This is a genomic window from Myxococcus xanthus (assembly GCF_006402735.1).
GTDB classification, from domain to species: domain Bacteria; phylum Myxococcota; class Myxococcia; order Myxococcales; family Myxococcaceae; genus Myxococcus; species Myxococcus xanthus_A.
This window is the reverse complement of record NZ_CP017174.1, coordinates 1,556,000-1,572,843: the sequence shown is the minus strand read 5'-3', so window position 1 is coordinate 1,572,843 and position 16,844 is coordinate 1,556,000. Positions and strand designations below refer to the sequence as shown.

Sequence of the window (16,844 nt, the reverse complement as noted above, 5' to 3'; positions counted from 1 at the left end):
ACAAGCAGGGACGCGTCGAACAGAAGATGTGGGGGGGACTCCCCAGTGGAGGCGAGGGGTAGACCCCACATCCAAGGGAGGGCTTCAGGTCCCCGGGATGAAGGTGTCGGGCTCCAGGGGGATGATGCCCGCCGGCAGGCGGCCCCCCTCTTCGCTGTATTGGATTTCCTGGATGAGGAGCGAGCCGATGCCCGCGCCCCGTGGATCATTGTCCCGGCCGGCCTGGAGGTAGAGGTACACCTCGTTGGTGCCCGCCTTGATGACTTCGCCCGGAATGAAGGGGTGTGGCCGCTCGCGGGTGGGGACGACGGTGACGTTCTCCACGCGGACCTGGTAGCAGCTGCGGCCATCCACGGTGGGCGTGGTCTCCACCAGCTCGTAGCCGTAGCCGCGCTCGCGGTGGAAGTCGAGGTCGGCGCTGAGCGGGTCTCCGTGCGCCTCCACCTCCGCCACGTTGGTGATGCCGTCGCGGTCCGTGTCGAGCAGGTCCTCGGGGATGAGCGGGTTCGTCATCGCCAGCGCCTCCACCAGGTCCGGGAGCGCATCCCCATCCGTGTCGCCGATGCAGGCGTTGGTGCCCAGCACGCGCTCCTCGCAGGTGTTGAGCCGGTCGCCGTCCTCGTCCAGGGACACGTTGCAGCCGTTGATGACGTCGGGCTGGAGCGGGTCCAGGCCCATGCGAACCTCGACACCGTCCATCAACCCGTCCTGGTCCGTGTCCTGGCGCAGGGGGTCGGTGCCCATCAGCACCTCATCCTCGTCGGGAAGGCCGTCCCCGTCGCTGTCGACGAGCACCTGCCCGGCGCGTACCACCACGTTGCGGTTGTAGGCGAAGAAGCGCTTGAGCTTGAGGGTGTTGGTCCGCGCGGCGTACTGGATGTTGGTGAGGGTGCCCGACAGGCCCGCCGCGTCCGTCTCCAGCGGCTCGGTGCCGCCAGCGTTGGCGATGGCGGCCACGTGCTGGCGGGTGATGGGGTCTGGCGTCTCGCCGCGCACGTAGATGGGCTGCACCACCACTTCGCCCGCGCTGAACTGCGAGGCCAGCGCCTTGATTTCACCGGTGACGGCGGTGAGCTCACACTGGCTGCACGCCGACGTGTTGCCCAGCGCGCTGCAACGCGAGTCGAGCCCCACGTTGAAGGCCGGGTTGGCGCAGCTGGTGTCCTGGCTGCGCACCACGACGACGATGACGTAGCGCGTGCGGGCGACCTCGCCGCGGCAGGACGTCTGCATGTCGCCTGACAGCAGCGTCTTGGCCAGCCGCAGGGCGGCGCGGACGCTCACCGGGCCGGACTCCTGGTAGGTGGCGTAGCGCGGCAGAGCGGCCTGGAAGTCGGACGCATCCGAGAAGCTGCCCAGCAGGCCCGTCGCCACCGTGTGGTACGCGACGAGGCCGAAGTGGACGAAGGGACCGGAGAAGCGACTGGAGAGCGTGGACAGCGCCTCGGTCGCGTAACCCACCACCTCGCGCTCGACGCCTTCGCCGCCCTGGAGCGCGAAAATCACCTTCGTGGGAAAGGCCTCGCCGCCCGCGAGCGGAACGCAGACGGTACCGGCGAAGCTGGCGCGGTCCTTCCCGCCAGGGCCCCGGCCATTGAGCGCGTAGAGGCCCGCGTCGGAACACGACAGCAACAGCACGGGAATGAGCCAGACGGACCGCGTGAGGGCGCGCATCAGTCCGATTCTACACCTTAGGCCCCGGTGACAACGCAAGCGCTGGTGACACGAAGCCTGTAAGCACCGCTCAAGTGGCACAGCACGGACCGACAATTCGGCCCCCCGTGGAACGGGCCGGAGACACCCAGAGGCGCCGTGAATCCCTGTGTCCTCCGGGTATGGGCAGCCAGGTGACGGCCTACAGCGTGAGCAGGAACGCCAACAGGTCATCGCACTCTTCCGGCGTGAGCGCGCGGGCATCGCCATGCTGGGGCCCGGACGTCTCCAGCAGCGCGCGCAGCGCGAAGCGCGTCTCCACCACGAGCCGGTTGTCCTTCACCCCGTAACCGGCGGTGGCGCTCGTCAGCAGGGGCCACACGTCCCACGCCCCTACCAGGGAAGGCGTCGCCGCGCCGGGCACCAGGTCCTGTTGCTCCAGTCTCAGCGGCAGCGCCACCGGCGTGCCGACCTCGAGGTACCGGCCCCGCGTGGCCAGGTCCTGGTCCAACGTATAGAGCGGCGCCGGGTGACACGTCGCACAGGCGCCCTTGCCCTCGAACAGCGCGCGGCCTCGCGCCGGCCGCCCCACCCTTCCGTCTGGCAACGCCACCGTCTCCAGCGGGGCACCATCCTCGCCGCGATGGGGGTTGGGCGGGGTGACGATGAGCGCGTTGAAGAGGGCCAGCGCCTCCACCTCCGACGGCGACGGGTCCGGGTTGCGGAAGCGGTTGCGCGCGCCCACGAAGCGCACCGTGTCCACGAGGCTGATGTGGCTGGCGGGAGTGAAGTACGGCGGCGTGTCGCGGCTGCCTCGCAGCGTCGTGGAGCGGTAGATGCGGTTGGGCTGCGTCTTCTCGTAGAAGATGCCTCCCGTATGGCCCTCGATGTGGCAGCCGTCACAGGTGATGCCCGTGCGCCCCAGGTCCGCGTAGTAGAGGACCTGCCCCAGCCGGCGCTTGGCCTGCGCGCGAGATGTCTCCACCGGAAGCTGACGCACCACCCGCGTCTTGCCCGCCTTCGCCTCGCGCACGTCCACCACCGCCACCGTCCGGGTGAAGCGGTTCAGCACATACAGCGTGCGCGCGTCAGGTGACAGCGCCAGCGCGCTGGGGCCCGAATGGAGCGCCTCGCCCGCCCTGCCCCGGACCCCGAAGTCCTCCGGCGGACGGATGCGCGGCGTGCCTTCAGGCGGCGCCACCGTCACCTCCTGGAGCACCGCGCGCCGGGCGGGCGCGTCCCCCGACACCAGCGCTCGCGCATCCAGCACCCGCACGAGCCCCAGTCCCACGTCCGCCGCGTAGAGAAGTCCCGCGCCGTCGTCCAGCGCCAACCCCTCCGTGCCGCCCGCGCCGAAGCCCCGGTGCCGCACGTAGGTGCCCCGCGAGGGCTCCACCACCGACACACCGCTGTTCGCGCTCACCTCCATGCGCTGGGGATTGGGCCCCACGTTCGGCCCCAGGCTCGACATGAAGACGTGCCCCAGCCGCTCGCTCGCCACCAGGAAGCGCGGCGCCTTGCCGCCCATCACCTGCTCGCGGAAGCGCTCGGTGTTGCCCCCGACAATGGACACCCCTGGGCCCGGCGCCACCGCGGCGACGAGCGCCCCATCCTCCTGCCGCAGCAACTCCAACTGCCCCGTCTGGAGGCTGCCCACCGCCAGCAGGTCCTTCCACCGCGCCAGCGCCCGGGGGTTGGGGTCCACCGGCGCCGACCACCGCACGCGCCCGTCCGCCAGTGACAGCGCCTGCACCTGGTCCCGCACACGCTCGGCCACGAAGGCCACGCCGGCCCGGCCATCCACGGTCAGCCCTTCGGCCCCCAGCGGCGCGGGCAGCACCCGAGGCGCGGCGTCCAGCGCGTCCAGCGCGTACAGCCACAGCTCCGGCTGATACCGGTGCGTTACGCCCAGCCAGGGCCGGCCGTCCGAATCCGTCCAGGCCGCCAGCGCGGAGGGACCGTCTCCCGTGGCCAGCCGCGACACGCGCCCGGTGTCGACCTCCAGCGCGAACACCGTGTCGGTGGGCGGCGAAGCGATGAAGAGCGTCCGTCCATCCGGCGCGGGCACCATCACCGTCAGGTCGGTGAAGGCCGCGTCATTCACCACCGTGAGCCGCCCCGAGCCCTCCGACTCGGTGCCGTCCGCCCCGACGAGCCGCGCCTCCACCACCGCTTGCGGCGCATCCTCCGGCAGACGGAGCCCCGCGGGCAGCCGCGCATAGGCGTGCGTGTCATCCACCACCGTCAACGGCAGGCGCAGCGACAGCGGAGGGCCCAGCGCCAGCGACAGCCCCGGCACCAGCCGTTCCCCCTGGATGGAGAGCGGCTGAGATGTCTCATTGCTCGTGAGCCGAGGCCCCACGGACGACAAGACAGGACGCGCGGCGGCGGATACCGGAGCGGGTGCGGCTGTTTCACGGAGCCGATGCACCACCACGCCCGTGGCGACCATCGTCACGCTCAGCACCGCCAGCACCGCACGCCTGCGGTTCCTGCTCATCCGCGCCCGTAGCATCCGCGCGGGAGCATCCCCCATCCCCCGCCGTGCGGGGATGAATTCATGTCTCGGTTACCCATCAGCCCGGCGAGCTCGAAACGCAGCACCGCACGCCATCTTTCCAGCGTCCCGGCAACATCCCGCCTCACCGTGGTGGACGCGCCCCACATGGGGTGGAGTGCCCTCTACACCTGGGCGCGCACAGCGTCACATGCGCGCGCCGGAGTGTGCGTTGACAGCTCGGTACACGCATCGCTTAACCTGTTGATGATGCGACGCTTCCTCCTCTGCATGGCTGTCGCCCAGCTCCTCGGCGTCGGTACGCTGGCGGCTCCGGCCGAAGCCTGGGCCCAGAACCGTGGCCGTACCTCGCGCCAGGCGAAGTCCAAGCCCGCCAAGAAGGCGGCCTCCAAGACGCCGCCGAAAATCGAGACCAAGGGCTCCGCCGTAGTGGACCCCGTGACGGGCGATGCGGCCACGGGCGCCTCCAGCGCGCTGCCGCAGCGAGGCCCGGCGCGCATCGACTTCGATGACCGGCTCATCCAGGGACAGACGAACAAGTCCGGAGCCGTGTACCTCTATGACCGCAAGGAACTGAAGACGCGGTCGATGATCCGCGAGCGGGAGAGCTTCCGCTCCGAAACGCTCTCCACGGTGTACGACCCCTAGGGCAGCACCGCCCCCCAGCCCTTGAATGGAGCGTCACCGTTGAGCGGCCAGCCCAGCGTCCTGCAAGTCGTCATCCTCCGCGACGGTCTCCTCGTGGGCACCGAGGTGTTCGTCCCGGGCACCTATGCGCTCGGCTCGGATCCATCCTCCGACCTGCGCCTGGATGACCCGTCCGTGGAGCCGCGGCACGCCCTGCTCTACTTCCAGAACGGCCGCGCGGCGGTGCAGGACGCGGGCTCCAGCACGGGGCTCTTCGTCAACGGCCACCGCGTCTCCGCTTGTGAAATCCGGCCGGTGGATGAGGTCCTCTGTGGCCCCTTCATCCTGAAGACGCGCGTGCTGTCGCAGAAGCCGCAAGAGGCCAAGCCGCAGCCGCCGCCCGAGGTCGCCGCGCTGCTCGGCGCGGCCCAGGCGCCCACGCCGTTCGCCGCGCCGCCGCCGCAGGCCGCCGCGCCCGCGGCCCCTCCGCCCTCCGCCGCGCCCGCGCGGCAGCTCCGTCCGGCCACGGGCGTCCCGCCGCTGTCCGCCACCATGCCCGCTGCGCGCGTGCCACAGCAGGTGGCCGCGGTTCCTCCCGTCCACGTGGCGACGCAGGTGGCCTTCCCCACGCCGGCGCAACCCGTGCCCGCGGTGGCCGTGGTTCCCCCCGTGGCGCAGCAGGCCTCCGTCCGCGCCGCTGGCGACCACGCACATGGCCTCCCGCAGGCACAGCCCGCCCTCATCCCCGTGCCTGGAGCGCAGCAGGCTCCCGTGGGCGTACCGGCGAGCACGGTGCCCTCGGTCCGCCGCAGGGCCGCGCCAGAGCCGGCCCCCGTGGCCAACCCGGGCATGCAGTTCGCGGACGAGCTGATGGCGGACCTCGCCCTCGACCCGCTCCCGGAGCCCACGGGGCCGCTGCTGGAGGAGCAGCGCACGCTGACGCGGCCCACGCATGCGCCGCGCATCGCGCCCGGCAAGGGCACCGCGCAGCTCTACCTGGAGCTGTACTGGGGCGCCGTCCGCCGCGACGCGCGCCGCTTCGCGCCGGACAAGAAGAAGCCGGTGCAGGCCTCGCTGGACCTCGAGGGGGCCATGCCCCTGTGGGGCTTCACGCTGCCGGAGGGCGCGCCCTTCACGCTGGCCGAGCCGCTCAACAACGCCTTCCGCCTCTTCGTGCCGCCGGGCACCGACGTGGAGAAGAGCAGCGGTGACGGCCGCTTCACCCCTGTCACCGGCGCGGCCCTGGAGTCCGACGGCAGCCGCCGCTTCCTCACGCTGCGCGAGGGCACCGCCGCGCGCCTGACGCAGGGGCAGATGTCCCTGGTGGCCTACGCCGCGCCCAAGCCCGCGCGCGTCTTCGTCAACCCGCTCAAGGGCCTGCCCTGGCTGACGCTGACGTGCCTGGGCCTCTTCGCCTCCGCCATGGCAGCGTTCCTGGTCATGAAGCCGCACCGGCAAGAGGTGGCGGACTTCCAGCAGAAGAGCCTGCCGCCCGTGGCGCTGCGTCTCATCGCGCCCGAGCCGAAGAAGAAGGAAGAGGCCAAGAAGAAGCTGGAGGCCATCAAGGAGCAGGCGAAGAAGCCCACCAAGGAGAAGGTGGCGGAGAAGGCGCCGCCCAAGCCGGTGGAAAAGACGCCGCCGCCACCGAAGCAGCCCGAGCAGGCGGTGGCCGCCGCCGCGCCGCCGCAGAACAAGGCGCTCAAGGCGCTGGCCAAGCTGTCCGCCGCGGGGCCCGCCACCAACGATTTGCTCGCCGCCGTGGACAAGCTCGGCAGTGGCCCCGGCAGCAAGAACGTGAAGAACTCCAACTACAAGCTGTCCGGCCTCATCGGGAAGGCGCCCATCGCCAACGCCGGCCTGGGCACCTTCGGGTTGGGCGGCGGCGGCAAGGGCGGCGGCGCCACGCTGGGCGCGGAGCTCTTGCGCGGCAAGGGCGGCGGCGGCATCGGCGCGCTGGGCGCGGGCGGCGTGGGCAAGGGCAAGGTGGGCGGCACCGTCACCCGCGCCACGGCCCGCAGCATCGCCTCCACGCAGGGCACGGTGGACCGAGAGGCGGTGGCGCGCGTCATCAACAGCAACCTGCACGAGGTGCACGGTTGCTATGAGCGCGCGCTGCTCAAGGACCCGGGTCTTGCGGGCAAGGTGGTGCTGGAGTGGACCATCGGCACGAACGGCCGCGTGGTGGCCGCCAAGACGAAGTCCTCCACGTTGCGCAATGCCTCCGTCGAGTCCTGCATCCTCTCCAAGCTGAAGTCGTGGACGTTCCCCTCCCCCAAGGGTGGCGTCGTCATCATCACCTACCCGTTCCTCTTCAACTCGGTCGGCTACTGACGTGGCCTCAGTCCGCGCGTCCGTTCCCGTCCTCCCCCAGGAAGCCCCCACCGTGCGATACGCCCTGCTCATCCTCTTGCTGCTGACGCCCGGACTCGTCCGCGCGCAGGCCGAGGCGCTGGAGAATCCCGGCGCAGTGTCCGCCATCCAGGAGCGGCGATTCCGGATGCACCACGAGCTGCTGCTCGGCGTCGGCGTGCTGCCGGCCAACGCCTACTACAAGGGCCTGGTGGGCACCGTCGGGTACACGTACCACTTCACTGACACCTTCGCGTGGCAGGTCGGGCGCGGCACGTACAGCTACAACCTCCAGACGAGCCTGCGCCGCCAGCTCGAGCGCGACTTCAACACGTCCCCCAACGCCGCGGCCTTCCAGGACCAGGTCCAGTGGATGGTGGGCTCGGACCTCATCTGGAGCCCGCTCTACGGGAAGATGGCCTTCCTCAATGAGTCGGTGCTGCACATCGAGGCCTTCCTGCTGGGCGGCGGCACGGTGGTGAAGCTCGACCGCGACGGCGGCTTCCGGCCCGCCGTCAACGTGGGGCTCGGCCTGCGCCTCTTCACCGGCAAGACGCTGTCGCTGCGCCTGGACGTGACGAACAACACCGTCTTCACGGGCGCCACGCGCGTCATCCAGGTGCCTCTCATCCAGTTCGGAACCGCGTTCAACTTCGGCGCCACGGAATGACCTCCCGCTCGCTCATCGCCGCGCTCACCAGCGCCGCGCTCCTCGTGTCTCCAGCGCCCGCCGCCGCGCAGTCTCCGGCCGCCGCGCAGCCCACGTCCCCCGCTCCCGCGCAGGGCACGCCTCCGGCGGGAGGAAAGGCTCCGGCCCCCGCCGACGCCAAGGCCGATGCGCCCGACGCCGCCAAGCCCGCCGCGAACGCCCCCGCGGCGGCCGCGGAAGCCCCGCCGCCCGCGCCGCAGAAGGTGGACCCGGCCGTCTTCGACAAGGCGCTCAAGGACTACTTCGACGGCAAGCCGCGCGACGCCGCCGGTCCGCTCCACGCCTGGCTTCAGGCCGCGCCCAAGACGGACGAGAACTACGCCTGGGGCCAGTACTTCCTCGCGCGCAGCCTCATCGACCTGGGGCTGACGCACGCGGGGGCCTCGTACCTGGCCCGCATCGCGCGCGAGCGCTCCAACCCCAACGTGCTGCCCCGCGCCCTGGACACGCTCAAGGCGCTGACGGATCGGCCGCACGACGAGGTGATGATTGACGAGCAGGTGTTCGGCGCGCTGGACCTGGGCTTCCTCCCGGAAGACACGGGCGCCTATGCGCACTACCAGCAGGGCCTGGTGGACCTGCGCGTGGGCAACGAGCGCTGGGCCAACACCCACTTCGCCAAGCTGTCGGAGACGAGCGCCGAGGCCAGCCGCGCGAAGTTCGCGCTGCTCGTCACCCGCCTGAAGCAGGTGAAGGAGCCGTCGGACGAAATCATCTCCGACTTCCTGGCGCTGTCCGAGGACGAGAAGCTCACCCGCGAGGCCCGCAACGAGGCGGCGCTGGCGGTGGCGCGCCTGCGCTACGAGCGCAAGGACTTCCAGGGCGCGCTGGAGGCGTATGACCGCGTGAAGCTGCCTGAGCTGGACCCGGGCCGCGCCAGCCTCTACCTGGAGGAGGCGTGGACCCGCTACAAGCTGGGCGAGCTGCGCGCGTCGCTGGGCATCCTCACCACGCTGGACGCGCCGTCCTTCCGCGACGAGTTCCTGCCGGACAAGTACCTGCTGCGCGCGCTCATCTACCGTGACTTGTGCCACTACCTGCCGGCCAAGCGCGCCGCCAAGGAGCTGACGCGGCGCTTCGCGGACTCGCTGGAGGCGGTGCGCAGCCGCGAGGACCTCACCCAGGACGTGCGCCTGCGCCGCGCCGCCAACGCCCACGGAAGCACCCAGCGCGCCGCGCGCTTCCTGGAGACGTTGGAGCTGGAGGGCGAGCGGCTGGGCCGCTACGCCGGCAGCTTCGGCGACCGGCTCTTCTCGCACCTGACGAAGCTCTATGACTTGTCCCGCGCCGAGGCGGTCCGCGTCCATGACGCGCGGCTGGCCGAGGCCGTCCGCCAGGAAGCGGACACGCTGCTGCGCGCCGCCGAGCAGGTGCGCCTGATGGAGTACGAAGTGGGCCTGAAGCTGTACGAGCGCGTGAAGAAGGGCGCGCGGATAGTCGCGCCGGAGGACGAGCAGATTCTGTCGCCCACGCAAACGGCCTACCGTTTCGACGGCGAGTACTGGAACGACGAGCTGCGCTCCTACCGGGTCCGCATCGACAGCCGCTGCATCGAGGAGACGCCATGACCGGCCACCTGACGGGCCTGATTGCCGCCGCGATGCTCGCGGCCGCCCCGGGTGGCGCTGGACGTCCCGGCCCGGGCATCAACCCGATTGTCTCCAAGGCCAAGGAGCGCGACGAGCTCATCGCCAAGCTCAAGCGCGACATCTTCAAGGTGGACCGCGCCATCGGCGAGACGGAGCGCCTCATCTCCAAGAGCCGCAACGCGCCCTACCTGCCGGACCTCCAATTCCGGCTGGCCGAGCTCTACGTGGAGAAGAGCCGCTACGTGTACTACCTCCAGGCCGAGTCCCGGCCGGAGGGGGCGAGCGGCGCCATCGTGTCCCCGGAGACGCGGCTGCTGAAGCAGAAGGCCGTGCAGATGTACTACCGGCTGCTGCGCGAGTACCCGGACTTCAAGGACGGCGACCAGGTGACGTTCTACCTGGCGCACGAGCAGCGCGAGCTGGGCCAGTTCGACGAGATGCTCAAGACGCTCGGCGACCTGACGCGCAAGTTCCCCGGCAGTCCGCTGCGCCTGGAGGCGGAGCAGATTCTGGGCGACCACTTCTTCGACAAGGCCGACCTGGGTGAGGCGGAGAAGCACTACCAGGCCATCCTGGAGGCCCCGCCCTCACCGGTGCACGACCTGGCCCGCTACAAGATGGGCTGGATTCGCGTGAATCAGGCCAAGCACGCGGAGGCCGTCACCTTCTTCGAGGCCGCGGCCGCCAGCGCGCCGCTGCCCGGCGTGGACGTGAAGAAGGCGCTCAACGTCAAGCGCGAGGCCCTGCTGGACCTCGTCTACAGCTACACCGAGGCCAAGCCGCCCAAGGGCGCGCTCAACTACTTCGAGAAGCTCAGCGACAGCCGCGCCACCTACGCGCTCGCGCTGGACAAGCTGGGCAACCGCTACTTCATCAAGCAGCAGTACGAGTGGGCCATCCCCGCGCTGCGCAAGCTGATGGAGATTCAGCACGACCCGGAGCTGGACCTGGAGCGCGGCCAGAAGCTCTACGACGCCATCAAGGCCTCCAAGGGCAAGGTGCTGCCGGACGCCGAGGACCTGAGAATCCTCGTGCGCGCCGCGGTGCAGAGCAAGACGGACCCCGAGCTGGCGGAGGCCGAGCGCAAGAAGCACCTGGTGGAGTTGGAGGAGATGGCGCGCGACCTCTCCACCCTCCTCCACGTGGAGGCGCAGAAGAAGAACGACAAGGCGCTCTACGTGAGCGCGGCGGAGGCCTATCAGGCCTACTTGGGCCTCTTCCGGCCCGAGCAGCACGTGCGCACGATGATGAAGAACCGCGCGGACGCGCTGTACTCCGCCAACGCGTACCCCGAGGCCGCGCGCCAGTTCGAGGAACTGGCCCGCTACCATGTGAAGGCCAAGGACGCGAAGGGTGAGGAGGAAGCCCTCAACGCCGCGCTGCTGGCGCACTTCTCCACGCTCAAGCCGGAGGAGGCGCAGACGCGCAACGCCTTCGAGGTGGCGGACGCGCGTCAGGCCATGAAGCTGCTGGGCGCCGACTTCGTGTCGCGCTACCCCCGCAGTGAGAATGCCCTGGTGGTGAAGTTCAACATCGCCCGCGCCTACTACGAGGACGGCGAGTACCCGAAGGCCGCGGAGCTGTTCACCGCCTTCGCGCTGAGCCACCCGCAGCACAAGGAAGCCCCCATCGCGGGCAACCTGGCGCTGGACAGCCTGCGGCAGCTCAACGACTTCAAGGGCCTGGATGAGACGGGCAAGAAGCTGCTGGGCGCGCCGCTGCCGGCCAGCTTCCGCGCGGACGTGCAGAAGATTCTCACCCAGAGCCGCGCCGAGGCGCTGGATGAGCTGGCCCTGCAGAGCGCCCAGGAGACGGGCGACGTCATCCAGGGTCTGGTGAAGGTCGCCGACGAGAACAAGAACTCCGACATCGGCGAGAAGGCGCTCTACGGCGCGTTCACCGCGGCGCGCGAGAAGCGTGACATGCAGGCCCAGCGCGAGCTGGGCACGAAGCTGGTGCAGGACTACCCGAAGAGCCAGTACCTGTCGGACGTACTGCTGACGCTGGGCCGGCACGCGGCGGAGGCCGCGGCGTTCGGCGAGGCGGCGGGCTGGTTCGAACAGGTGGGCCAGAAGCTGGGTGGCGACTTCGCCGCCGTGGACGGCTGGCTGGCCGGCGCGCGGCTGCGCATGGCGCTGGGCGAGCACAAGGAGGCGGCGCGTGACCTGGAGGCCGCCGCCGACATCGCCGGCGCGCGCAAGGCGGAAGTCCTGGTGATGCTGGCGGAGACGCGGCTGAAGCAGAAGGACTACGCCCGCGCGAAGACGGCGGCCGAGACCGCGCTGAAGATGGACCGCCACAGCGCCGCCGCCGCGGCGGTGCTGGCCGAGGTGCAGGCCACCACGGCGCCCACCGCGCCCGCCGACGCGCTCATCGCCACCCTCACCACCGCGGTGCAGGGCCCCAACGGCGGCACCGAGGAGGCGGCGAAGGGCCTGTGGTACCTGGGCGAAATCCTCTACCGTGGCTACAGGGACCTCCCCGCGGACCAGGTGGAGGAGAAGGTCGCCGCGCTCCAGAGCATGGAGGGCATCTACACGCAGGCCGCGTCGCTGGGCTACGCCGAGTGGGCGGTGGCCTCGCTGTGGAAGCTGGCGCTCGCGTACGGCCACATCGCGGACGTGGTGGAAGGCACGGCCGTTCCCGCCGGCCTGTCCGCCGCGGAGGCGCAGCAGTTCCGGGCCGCGGTGAAGGAGCAGGTGACGCCGCTGAAGGCGCGCTCCGACGAAGCGTTCAAGGCCTGCTTGTCCCGCGCCGAGTCCCTGGAGGTCTTCAGCGCCGCGGTGGTGGGCTGCCGCGCTCGCACGGAGACGGCGGCGCTGCCGGTGCCGCAGCCGGGCACGCCCACGCAGCCGGCGTCCCTGGAGGAGCTGCGCAAGAAGGCCGAGCGCACGCTCAACGCGGAGGCGCTGGAGGCGCTGGGTCTGGCCTACCTGGACGCGCGCCAGTACGGCATGGCGCAGCTCACCCTGGGCCGCGTCACGGAGCTGCAGGACACGCGGGCCTCGGCGCACTCCGCGCTGGGTCTGGCGCTGCTCCACATGGGTGACGCCATGGGCGCGCGCGAGGCATACGGCCGCGCCATGGACTCCGACCCCACCTTCGGCAAGGCGCGCCTCAACCTGGCCGCGCTGCGCTGCCGCTTCGGTGACGTCGACGGCGCCCGCCGCGAGCTGGCCGTGCTCAAGGACGTGGCCTCGCTGGGCGGCAACGACGTGGATGGCGGGTGGAAGGCATGCAAGTGAGGCCCGCGCGTGCATCGTGGCTCGGCGTCCTGCTCACCGCCGCCCTCTGCGCCTGTGGCGACGAGGGCGGGCGGCTGGAGGGCAGCGTGACGTCGCTGCTCGACCTGCGCTACGACCGCGCGGAGGCGCAGCTGGCCGAAGGTGAGCTGGCGGTGAACTTCGTCACCCAGCAGGGCACGGGCACCAACACGGTGCTGAAGGTCAGCGCCCGGGTGCAGGACATGCTCCCGGAGGGCTACACCGGCTCGCTGGACGTCAACCTGGCGGAAGTCCTGGCCAACGGTGCCCAGCGCGGCGCCATTGGCCGCAACGTGCTGGATGAGCCGGCGCGGACCTTCCCGGAGCTGCGGGTGGGTGGGCTGAAGGTGAAGGCCCTTCCCAGTCAGCAGGGCCAGCGCATCTCCGGCGAGTTCCACGTCACGTTCGTCAACGGCACCCACACCTATTCCGGGCGCACCATCTTCGGAAGCTTCGAGGCGACGGTTCCATGAAGCGCTTTGTCCTGCTCACCCTCCCCCTGCTCTCCGCGTGCGGCGCCAGCTACAACATGCGCGTGCCCGACTCGCTGGAGAAGAAGCTCCCGTACGAGGCGCGCATCGAGCTGCTGGAGGCGGAGAACAACCTCGCGCTCGCCATCGACAAGGTGGACGAGGCCGACAACGAGATTGGCCGCGCCCGCGACAACATCCGCCGCGCCCGCTCCCGCAAGGAAGCCGCGGAGGATGAAGTGGACCGCGCGTCGGACGAGGTGTCCCGCGAGGTGGCGAAGCTGGCCATCGCCGAGGCCGAGGCCCGCGTGGAGTACCTGCGCGCCCGGCAGCGGCTCAGCGTGGGCCTGCGGGACGTGGAGCGGCTGGCGCTGCGCTGCGCCTTCGCCGAGTTCGAGCTGGCCCGCCTGCAGGCCGCCCGAAAGGCGAAGGTCGAGGGCAGCGAGCGGCTGGACCAGAAGGAATTCGAGGAGCAGGTCTCCGAGTGCAAGGCGGAGGTGAAGGAAGAACGCGCCGAGCTCGCTGGAGACGAGAAGGAAGAGAAGACGGCGCGGGAGGCGTGGGAGGCGAAGAAGGCGGCGCTCGCGAAGAAGACCTTCGACGCGCGCGCGAGTCCCTACGTGGAGAACCTATAATGAAGACTGCCAGCTTCCTGGTGCTCCAGCTCCTCACCGCGCAGGCCGCCGAGCCCGACACGGCCACGCTCGAGCGCACCGCCGCCGTGGAGAGCGCGCGGTTGGCCGAGTCCCCCGACGACGCGGACGCCCTGTACCGCCTGGGCACCGCCTTCCTCGCGCTCAACACGCCGAAGAAGGCCGTGGCGCCCCTGAAGAAGCTGGTGGCCCAGGAGCCGGACCTCATTCCGCCGAAGCTGGCCCTGGCCCGCGCGCTGCGGCTGTCCGGTGAGCCGGAGCAGGCGCGCACGGTGCTGGACACGGCCATCGCCGCCTTCCCCGAGGAGTCCACCCTCCGGGCCGAGCGCGGCCTGCTGGCGCGCGTACTGGACGAGCGCGACGTGGCCATCAGCCAGTACGCGGTGGCGGTGGAGCTGGCCCCCCAGGACGCGGAGCTGCGCTTCAACCTGGGCGAGGCCCTGCAGCGCGCCAGCCGCACGGACGACGCCATCGAGGCCTACCGTGAGGCGCTGAAGCTGGACGCGAAGCTCAACGTGGCCCGCGTGAATCTGGGCAAGGCCCTGGCGGAGAAGGGCCTCAACGGCGAGGCCAAGGAGACGCTGCGCGAGGCCACCCGGCAGAAGCTGGGTGACACCGAGGCGCACTACAACCTCGGCGTGCTCCTCATGCGGGAGAACGACCTGGACGGCGCCATCGCCGAGTACCAGCGCACGCTCGCCGCCGACCCCAAGCACGCCAGCGCGCACAACAACATGGGCGTGGCGTTCAACGAGAAGGGCGACCCGCGCAAGGCCACCGACGCCTTCCTCAAGGCCATCGCCGCGGACCCGAAGTTCGCCGAGGCGCACTTCAACCTGGGGCTGGCGTACTACCAGCTCGGTGACAACGTCCGGGCCCTGAAGTCCTTCGAAAAGGCCGTGGTGCTGGAGCCGCAGCGGTCCAGCGGGCCGTACACGCAACTGGGCCACCTGTACCTGACGCAGGGCAAGAAGAAGCAGGCCGTGGAGGCCTTCAAGAAGGCCATCGAGAAGAGCGCCGAGGACGGGAAGAAGACGACGGAGGCGTACCAGGGACTTGCTCGCGCGTGGCTCAGCCTGGGCAAGGCGGACGAAGCGGTGGCCACCCTGAAGACGGCCGTGGACGCATTCCCGAAGGATGCGAGCGCCCGCGCCGCCTATGGCGAGGCCCTGCGCGCCAAGGGTGACTTGGATGGCGCCATCGCCGAGTACGAAGCGGGTGTGAAGCTCTCCCCCACGCCGGAGAACCGGCTGGCGCTCGCGGATGTGTACGCGCAGAAGCGGGTGGGCGCGAAGGCACAGCCGCTCTACAAGGCCCTCCTGGACGAGGACCCCGCCAATCGCGCCGCGAAGCTGGCGCTCGCGGACCTGCTGCTGGCCATGGGCGACTATGTGGCGGCGGAGGGGCTGCTCAAGCCCAAGGACGGCGAAGAGGCCGACACCGCGGCGCTGGCGCGGCTGGGCATCGTCCACTCGCGGCGTGGGCGGCCGGAACTGGCCGTGTCGGAGCTCGAGGCGGTGGTGGCGAAGGACCCGGCGCAGTTGGAGGCTCGCGCGGAGCTGGGCTTCATCTACCTGCGTGGCGGCGACGGCGCGAAGGCGAAGAAGGTGCTGACGTCCGTGCTGTCGGTGGACCCGCGCCACTCGCTGGGCCTGCTGTACATGGGCCACACGCTGTACAAGCAGGGCAACACGAAGGGCGCGGAGAAGTCCTTCCGCAACGCCGTGCAGGCGGACCCGAACTTCGCCGAGCCACACAACGCACTCGGGCAGTTGCTGGAGGCGACGAAGCGCCTCGATGAGGCAAGGGACGCCTACAAGATGGCCGTGCAGTTGCAGCCGGACCACTCGGATGCGAAGGACGCACTGAAGCGGCTGACGGCGTCCGCACCCACGCCGTAGTCCGCTCGCGAGACGTCTCACCGCGATGCTCGCGCGCGAAATGAACTGACCGAGCGCGGGCTCCAGCGGAGTGTGCGGGCGAGCGTATGGGCATCGCGCCCGTGCAGTCCCGCGGTGAACCCGCCGCCTACGCTGGCACGCCGAGCAACAACGCGCCCACGGCGACGAGCGCGGCGCCCGACAGTTGCCGTCGGCCCAGGCGCTCACCCTGGAGCGCCGCGAGCACCAGCGCGAAGGCGATGGAGGTGTTTCGAAGCGTCAGCACCGCTCCTGCCCCGCCCCCCGCCAGCGCCGTCAGCAACAGGCCGAACGACAGCGCGGAGATGAGCCCCGCCGTCAAGACAAGCCCCGGTGCGAGCAAAGCCTCCCGGCGGAAGGCCGCCCACCCCTGCTGGCGGCCCCGCTCCAGGATGAGCACGGGCAGCGCGACGAGCAGGCCGGTGGCGAACAACGCAGGAGGCTGCGCGCCCGTCCCCAGCGCCATCTTGTAGCTCAAGTGGTAGCCCGCGATTCCCACCGCCGACAGGGCCGCCCACGCCACGCCCGTCCCCGTGGACCCCGAGGGACGGGACAGGTTCATCACCGCCAGCCCAACGCAGAGCATCGCCACGCCCGACACCGTCCACGGGGACACCGCCTCCCCCAGCCACACCACGGACACGGGCCAGACGAGCAGCATCGCGCCACCACGCGACACCGTGTACGCGAGCCCGAGTGGCGCCTGACGCAGCGACCGCGCGAGCCCCGCGAGGTAAACGCTCTCACACACGCCCGCCCACAGCGCCCAAACGAGCCCCTCCGTGCTGGAGAACGCGGGGCCACGCATCCCCAGCGCCCAGATGCCACTGGCCAGGATGACCACGGAGATGACGCTCACCACGCCCACTTCCGGATTGGGATGACGCTTGAGCAGCGCGTTCCAAGCCGCGTGCAGGAACGCGGACGACAACACCAGCACCAGCGCAGCAGTCTCCAATGCGGCTCCTCGACGACGACCTACGCCCGTGACTACTCCAATCGCCGCGCCGTCGCAGCGCCCCCTTGGAGGCCGTTCGCGAGCTCGCTGTTCGGAAATGTCGGGACTTTTGAGCGGACACCCCCCCGACATTTCC

The 16,844-nt window shown here is 70.6% G+C and carries 11 protein-coding genes; 8 read left to right on the top strand and 3 right to left on the bottom strand.

Translation table 11 applies throughout. The features are described from left to right. Positions 1-84: 84 nt before the first annotated feature. Positions 85-1,674, bottom strand: coding sequence for a thrombospondin type 3 repeat-containing protein (locus BHS09_RS06705; RefSeq protein WP_174259206.1), 1,590 nt, complete (start codon positions 1,672-1,674; stop codon positions 85-87). A 181-nt stretch (positions 1,675-1,855) separates the two neighbouring features. Continuing rightward, positions 1,856-4,153 (bottom strand): MtsA protein, encoded by a 2,298-nt coding sequence (locus tag BHS09_RS06700; protein ID WP_237080216.1) that lies wholly within the window; start codon positions 4,151-4,153, stop codon positions 1,856-1,858. A gap of 264 nt (positions 4,154-4,417) precedes the next feature. On the opposite strand from BHS09_RS06700, the gene BHS09_RS06695 reads away from it, so the two are divergent. Genes BHS09_RS06695 through BHS09_RS06660 form a run of 8 tightly spaced genes read left to right on the top strand, consistent with a single transcriptional unit; the run spans position 4,418 to position 15,732 of the window. After that, complete coding sequence (locus tag BHS09_RS06695; RefSeq protein ID WP_237078090.1) at positions 4,418-4,819, top strand: hypothetical protein; 402 nt, start codon at positions 4,418-4,420, stop codon at positions 4,817-4,819. A 39-nt stretch (positions 4,820-4,858) separates the two neighbouring features. Next, on the top strand, positions 4,859-7,129 hold the full coding sequence (locus tag BHS09_RS06690; protein WP_140797479.1) for an AgmX/PglI C-terminal domain-containing protein: 2,271 nt from the start codon (positions 4,859-4,861) through the stop codon (positions 7,127-7,129). A 52-nt stretch (positions 7,130-7,181) separates the two neighbouring features. Beyond that, a complete protein-coding gene (locus BHS09_RS06685) occupies positions 7,182-7,817 on the top strand; it encodes an outer membrane beta-barrel domain-containing protein (protein WP_140788298.1) in 636 nt (211 codons plus the stop codon). After that, positions 7,814-9,424, top strand: a complete 1,611-nt coding sequence (locus BHS09_RS06680; protein WP_140788296.1) for a hypothetical protein — start codon at positions 7,814-7,816, stop codon at positions 9,422-9,424. The genes BHS09_RS06685 and BHS09_RS06680 overlap by 4 nt, the downstream gene beginning before the upstream one ends. Further along, a complete protein-coding gene (locus BHS09_RS06675; RefSeq protein ID WP_140788294.1) occupies positions 9,421-12,690 on the top strand; it encodes a tetratricopeptide repeat protein in 3,270 nt (1,089 codons plus the stop codon). The genes BHS09_RS06680 and BHS09_RS06675 overlap by 4 nt, the downstream gene beginning before the upstream one ends. After that, positions 12,672-13,181 (top strand): hypothetical protein, encoded by a 510-nt coding sequence (locus BHS09_RS06670; protein ID WP_140788292.1) that lies wholly within the window; start codon positions 12,672-12,674, stop codon positions 13,179-13,181. Before BHS09_RS06675 ends, BHS09_RS06670 begins: the two co-directional genes overlap by 19 nt. Next, complete coding sequence (locus BHS09_RS06665) at positions 13,178-13,813, top strand: hypothetical protein (RefSeq protein ID WP_140788290.1); 636 nt, start codon at positions 13,178-13,180, stop codon at positions 13,811-13,813. The genes BHS09_RS06670 and BHS09_RS06665 overlap by 4 nt, the downstream gene beginning before the upstream one ends. Next, positions 13,813-15,732, top strand: a complete 1,920-nt coding sequence (locus BHS09_RS06660) for a tetratricopeptide repeat protein (RefSeq protein WP_140797478.1) — start codon at positions 13,813-13,815, stop codon at positions 15,730-15,732. Before BHS09_RS06665 ends, BHS09_RS06660 begins: the two co-directional genes overlap by 1 nt. Positions 15,733-15,859: 127 nt before the next feature. Here the strand turns inward: BHS09_RS06660 and BHS09_RS06655 are convergent, their stop codons facing one another. Further along, positions 15,860-16,708: an EamA family transporter gene (locus BHS09_RS06655; protein WP_237080215.1), complete on the bottom strand. Its 849-nt coding sequence runs from the start codon at positions 16,706-16,708 to the stop codon at positions 15,860-15,862. Positions 16,709-16,844 lie beyond the last annotated feature (136 nt).

Bases quoted from the DNA above. Each gene is read 5' to 3' on its own strand.
- BHS09_RS06705 (WP_174259206.1), bottom strand. From the start codon at position 1,674: ATGCGCGCCCTCACGCGGTCCGTCTGGCTCATTCCCGTGCTGTTGCTG.
- BHS09_RS06700 (WP_237080216.1), bottom strand. From the start codon at position 4,153: ATGAGCAGGAACCGCAGGCGTGCGGTGCTGGCGGTGCTGAGCGTGACG.
- BHS09_RS06695 (WP_237078090.1), top strand. From the start codon at position 4,418: ATGATGCGACGCTTCCTCCTCTGCATGGCTGTCGCCCAGCTCCTCGGC.
- BHS09_RS06680 (WP_140788296.1), top strand. From the start codon at position 7,814: ATGACCTCCCGCTCGCTCATCGCCGCGCTCACCAGCGCCGCGCTCCTC.
- BHS09_RS06675 (WP_140788294.1), top strand. From the start codon at position 9,421: ATGACCGGCCACCTGACGGGCCTGATTGCCGCCGCGATGCTCGCGGCC.
- BHS09_RS06665 (WP_140788290.1), top strand. From the start codon at position 13,178: ATGAAGCGCTTTGTCCTGCTCACCCTCCCCCTGCTCTCCGCGTGCGGC.
- BHS09_RS06660 (WP_140797478.1), top strand. From the start codon at position 13,813: ATGAAGACTGCCAGCTTCCTGGTGCTCCAGCTCCTCACCGCGCAGGCC.